Origin of the sequence: Dietzia sp. SLG310A2-38A2 (genome assembly GCF_014145095.1) — a bacterium.
Classification (GTDB): Bacteria; Actinomycetota; Actinomycetes; order Mycobacteriales; family Mycobacteriaceae; genus Dietzia.
This window is the reverse complement of the sequence record NZ_JAALDX010000246.1, coordinates 1-5,200: the sequence shown is the minus strand read 5'-3', so window position 1 is coordinate 5,200 and position 5,200 is coordinate 1. Positions and strand designations below refer to the sequence as shown.

Sequence of the window (5,200 nt, the reverse complement as noted above, 5' to 3'; positions counted from 1 at the left end):
CGACGAGGGGGGCGTCACGGCCCCCGGAGCCGGGTCCGGTGCCATCGTCACGCCCGACGGCGGGTGGCGGCCTCGGCCAGGTCGCGCAGGGTGACCCGGCCGTGCTCGCTCACCGCATCGGAACCGATCGCGTCCAGTGCCCGCACGGTGAGGGTGTCGATCTCCGCCTCGACGGAGGCGACCGCCCCCGAGTCCACGAGTATCCGGCGGGCCCGATCGAGCTCGGTGGGGTCGAGATCAGTGCCCAGGACCGAGAGCAGGAAGTCCGCGTCGCCTGACGATGCCAGGGCCGCTCCCCGTGCCAACAGGAGGGTGCGCTTGCCCTCGCGGAGGTCGTCCCCTGACGGCTTGCCCGTGACCTCGGGGTCTCCGAACACGCCGAGCATGTCGTCGCGGAGTTGGAAGGCCTGCCCCACGGCAACACCGAACTCGCGCAGCGCCGTGACGGTATCGGTGCCGGCTCCGGCGAGCTCGGCACCGATGTGGAGCGGTCGCTCGACGGTGTACGCCGCGGTCTTGAAGCGGTTGACCCGGGCCGGCGTCAGCTCGTCGGTCGCACCGGAGGACTCCGCGAGGATGTCGAGCATCTGACCGGAGAGCACCTCGGTCTTCATGGCGTACCACGGCGCGAGAGCTCGGCCGAGTGCGGCGGGATCGGCGCCCGAGGTCACGAACATCTCGTCTGCCCAGGTCAGGGCCAGGTCGCCGACGAGGATCGCCTGCGAGACGCCGTAGCGGGCGGGGTCCCCGGACCACGCCAGTTCCCGGTGGGCCGCCTCGATCGAACGATGGACGGTCGGCCGGCCGCGACGGGTGTCGGAGGCGTCCACGATGTCGTCGTGGATGAGGGCGCACGCCTGGATCAACTCGAGTGCCGCGCAGGCGGTGACGATCTCATCCGGGACGCTGGCGTCCGCGGGGTTCGCCGCCGACCACCCGGCCAGGCCGAACCGGGGCCGCAACCGTTTGCCGCCGCTCAGGACGAAATCCGCGAGCAGGCCCGCCAGGGCGTCGACACGCTCGTCGACCCCGGACACGACCCGGCGCCGTCCCTCGAGGTGGTGGCGGAGTGCGCCGAGCACCCGCTCTCCGTCGTCTGGACGAGTAGCCGTGACCACGGTCACCATCCCTCCCGGGCGCCGTCACCCGGCAGCCCTCGTTACGGTGATCCTAGTCGCCGGGCGGAGGTCGGCACCGGCGCGTGTCGGGCTACCCTGGTCCGGTGACCCAGCTACCCGACATCGACCCAGCGGGCGGCGACCGACACCCGAGCATCGTGGACCGGATCGCCTCGTCGAGCACCCCCAGGGTGCCGTTCTCCGTCGAGTTCTACCCACCCCGGGACGAGGCCGCGGAGGCCCGTCTCTGGCGTGCCGCCTCCGTGTTCTCCGAACTGGGCGCGGCGTTCGTGTCCGTCACCTACGGGGCCGGCGGCTCCACCCGCGACCGGACGGTCAGGGTGGTCGAGAGGGTGGTCAGCGAGACCGACCTGGTCCCGATCGCCCACCTGACGGCCGTGGGACACACGATCGCGGAACTGCGCGAGATGATCCAGATGTACGCCGACGTCGGGGTCACCAACATCCTCGCGCTCCGCGGGGACCCCCCCGGGGACCCGCTGGGTGACTGGACCCCGCACCCCGAGGGCCTGCACTACGCGGAGGAGCTCGTGCGACTGATACACGAGGTCGGGGACTTCCATGTGGGCGTCGCGTCCTTCCCGGAGGGGCACTACCGGGCCCGCGACCTGGACCACGACACGGAAATCCTCCTCAACAAACTGCGGGCCGGTGCCGAGTACTCGATCACGCAGATGTTCTGGGATGTGGAGCACTACCTGCGCCTACGGGATCGTCTGGGGGCCGCGGACCCGGAGCAGGCCGCCAAGCCGATCATCCCCGGGCTCATGCCCGTGACGAGCCTCCGGCAGGTCCGCCGGATGGTGGAGCTGTCGGGGTGCGCCCTGCCGGACGGTGTGTCCGAGCGGCTGCGCGCGGCGGCGGGTGACGGACCCGAGGAGGACCGTGCCGCGGTCCGCGAGGTGGGGATCGAGTTCGCCACGGAGCTCTGTGAACGCCTGATCGCCGAGGGCGTGCCGTGCCTGCACTTCAACACCCTGAACTTCTCCCGCGCCACGCATGAGGTGTTGGCCAACCTGTCGATGGTCCCGTCCCCGGGAGTAGGGGCGACCAGGGCCTGACGCGGCGGGCTCCTCGGTCGTTACGGCCATGAGGGTCCCCGTGAGGTCAGCGAACGAGTCGGTCCGAGCGGGCGCGGGAGGTCCGGGCGGCCAGGATCGTCCCGATCGACACCAGTAGAGCTGCACCTATCCCGACGATCATCCACACCGCGAAACCGCGGGTCGCGGGGTCCGGGTAGGACGAGGACGCCTGCATCCGGGTGATGGACCCGGGCGCCGGGGTCCAGCTCACCGAGTTGCCCCCACCGAGCGTGCCGTTCGTCTCCCCGATGCGGTTGGGGAAGGTGAGGTCCACGCGGGTGGTCGCAGACTCCGCCCGGTCCGCCGGGATCCCGGAGAGGTCCACCGAGCCGGTGAAGGAGACCGTGTCACCGCTCCGACGGAAGCCCAGGGTGTACGGCCGGGCCCCCTCGACCTCGATGGCCAGGGACAGCGCGTCGACCTCGGCGAAGGTCAACTGGGTGAAGTAGATCTCCCTGCCGGTGAATCCGTCCGCGGAGTAGGCGGTGATCCGCACCTTCTGTTCCAGGCCGGACGGCGTGGACAACTGGTCCAGAGCGGCCGCCTGTGCCGGCTGGTCACCGGCCACGAGGATGCGACCGGAGACGGTGTCGTCCTTCCGCACGCTCATCTGCGCGTTCAGCTGGAGACACCCGGTGAGCACGAACAGCATCGTCACCAGGGCGGTGACGCCCACGACCCGACGTCGCGCGGTGGAGGGTGCGGCCGTCACGGGGCTGGTCGCGGTGGTGCTCGGTTCGATCACGGTCGTCATTGTGCCCGCGTGCGGCGCCTACGCCGCGTCGACGTGCCGAGTCGGCGACCGACGAGACGCGCCACCGTCCTCCCGCTGGTGCCGATGACACCGCCGCCGGGATGGGTGGAGGCTCCCGCGAGGAACACGCCGTCGGCACCGGGGACGGTGTGTCCGGCCAGGTCCGGGTGGGGTCGCATGGGGAGCATCTGATCGAGGGACATCTCCACGTGCATCACGTTGCCCCCGATCAGTCCGAGTTCGGCCTCCAGGTCCTCCGGGGTCTGGACGTGGCGGTGGACGATCGAGTCGGTGAGCCCGGGGGCGAACCGCTCCGCGGCCGCGATGATCCGGTCCGCCTCACCCGGACCCGCCTGCGACCAGGAGCGCCCGTCCGCCAGGTGCCGCGGGTGCCATTGCGACCACAGCGTCAGTTCGTGTCGGCCCGCCGGAGCCAGCGACGGGTCGAGCGAGCTGAAACTCATGGCGAGGACGGCGGGATCGGCATCGAGTCCACCGGCCGCGGCGACCCCGTAGCGGTGGTCCAGTCGGCGACGGTCCGTCACCAGCAGCTGCAACCCGTGCGCACTGGTGGTCGTGGGAACACCCGGGTACCGGGGCAGGTCCGTCGTGCCCAGACGGACCACCATCCCCAACCCGAACCCCGGACGGATCCTGCGGCGCCAGGCGTCGAGCCCCGCCGCGGGGAGCTCGTGGGCGAGGAGATCGAGCGTGGTGTGGATGTGACAGGCCGCGACGACGGCAGAGCAGTGCAACGACGGGCCCCCGGCGGTGTCCACCCGCCAGCCGGACCCCGTCCGTCGGATCGCCGTGGCTCCGGCGCCCGCCGTGACCGATCCACCACCGGTCCGGACGGCGGACACGAGCGCATCGGCGAGAGCCCCCGACCCTCCGATCGCGCGGCCGGGAGGGGTCTGGTGCATGAGTGCGGCGAAGCCGATCATCGGCGCGGTGCCGGGATGGGACATCGGTGGTCCGGACTGTGCGCCGAACCAGGACAGGGCGGCCTTGAGCCGCTCGGACGTGAAGGTCTGGTCGAGCAGCGCATCGCCGGAGGACAGGAACGTCTGGACCGCGCCGAAGGGATCCCGGAGATCGTCCCGGCCGAGGAACGCGGACCCCAGACGCGCAGCGGTGGGGCGAACGCCGAATCCCTTCATCATCCGCCCGGCCAGGGGCCCCCACCGGCGGACGAATCCGCGGTAGGCGTCCGCGTCGGCCTCTCCGCAGGCGGCGGCGATGCTCGCACAGGTCGCGTCGAGATCGCGTCGGAAGACGATCGGCGGGGCGTCGCTGCCCGGCGGGGCGGGGGCGAACCCCCACGGGTCACAGTCCACATATCGCAGCCCGTGGGCGGCCAGGTCCAGTTCCTCCGGGATGCCGGTGTGTCGGATCATCAGGTGGGCAGACGAGCCCCGATCCGTCCGGTGTCCGGGGTAGCGCTCCACGGTGGAGGTGGCGCCGCCCAGGACCGTGTCCTTCTCCACGACGTGGACATCGAACCCGGACCGCGCGAGATAGGCGGCGCAGACCAGGCCGTTGTGACCGGAACCGATCACCACGACGTCATGACGGTTGTTCACGTGGGCCTCCGTGCTGGGTGAGGGGGAGCGAACGCGAGAGTACGGCGAACGGCCTGGCGTCGCCCTCGAACCTGTAGGCCCTGAGCACGTCCGAGAACCCCATCGACCGGTACAACCGCCACGCCCCGTTGGCCTCGTCGGGGACCTCGGGGGTGGAGAGCAACACGGAACCCTCCTGGCGGCCGGACAGGAACCGCCGGAGCAACGCCGTGCCGATGCCGTGCCCCTGATAACGGGGGGACACGTGGAGTTCCGTCAACTCGACGTAGTCCGCCGGCAACCGCTGCTCCTGTTCTCGAAGCCCTCGTGCCACCTGTTCGTACCACCACTGGCCCGGTGCCCCGCGGTAGCCGTAACAGATGGCGACCAGCGGCCCACGGGCATGTCCGAGAAGTCGCCGGCGCGGTGCCGCGAAGGCCGCGACCCCGGACCACCCGTCCCTGTGGCTGTGCTCCATCCACGCCGGGGCGCGGGATCGGATCACCTGGGACGGATACCCCATGGCGTCGACGTAGACACCGAGCGCCTCCGGCAGTCGGTCACGGAACTCCCCTGCGTCCAGGCTGGTGATCACGGTGTCCATCCACCCCATCTCATCACGTGCGCGCGTTCGCGACCGCGAGTTGTGTCGGACCCCGCCGA

General features: G+C 71.2%; 3 protein-coding genes and 2 pseudogenes. 1 reads left to right on the top strand and 4 read right to left on the bottom strand.

Annotated features, from left to right (window positions below; translation table 11 throughout):
• Positions 1 to 47: 47 nt before the first annotated feature.
• Positions 48 to 1,127, bottom strand: coding sequence for a polyprenyl synthetase family protein (locus G6027_RS09105; protein ID WP_182636896.1), 1,080 nt, complete (start codon positions 1,125 to 1,127; stop codon positions 48 to 50).
• Positions 1,128 to 1,261: 134 nt separating this feature from the next.
• On the opposite strand from G6027_RS09105, the pseudogene metF reads away from it, so the two are divergent.
• Positions 1,262 to 2,200, top strand: a pseudogene (gene metF / locus G6027_RS09100) (methylenetetrahydrofolate reductase [NAD(P)H]); the annotation flags it as partial.
• A gap of 46 nt (positions 2,201 to 2,246) precedes the next feature.
• Here the strand turns inward: metF and G6027_RS09095 are convergent.
• The 3 genes and pseudogenes from G6027_RS09095 to G6027_RS09085 all read right to left on the bottom strand — a co-directional run bounded on the left by G6027_RS09095 (position 2,247) and on the right by G6027_RS09085 (position 5,141).
• On the bottom strand, positions 2,247 to 2,975 hold the full coding sequence (locus G6027_RS09095) for a DUF3153 domain-containing protein (RefSeq protein WP_182636894.1): 729 nt from the start codon (positions 2,973 to 2,975) through the stop codon (positions 2,247 to 2,249).
• Positions 2,972 to 4,543 (bottom strand): annotated as a pseudogene (locus tag G6027_RS09090) (NAD(P)/FAD-dependent oxidoreductase); the annotation flags it as partial. The pseudogene G6027_RS09090 and the gene G6027_RS09095, both read right to left, overlap by 4 nt.
• Positions 4,542 to 5,141: a GNAT family N-acetyltransferase gene (locus G6027_RS09085; protein ID WP_182636892.1), complete on the bottom strand. Its 600-nt coding sequence runs from the start codon at positions 5,139 to 5,141 to the stop codon at positions 4,542 to 4,544. The pseudogene G6027_RS09090 and the gene G6027_RS09085, both read right to left, overlap by 2 nt.
• Positions 5,142 to 5,200 lie beyond the last annotated feature (59 nt).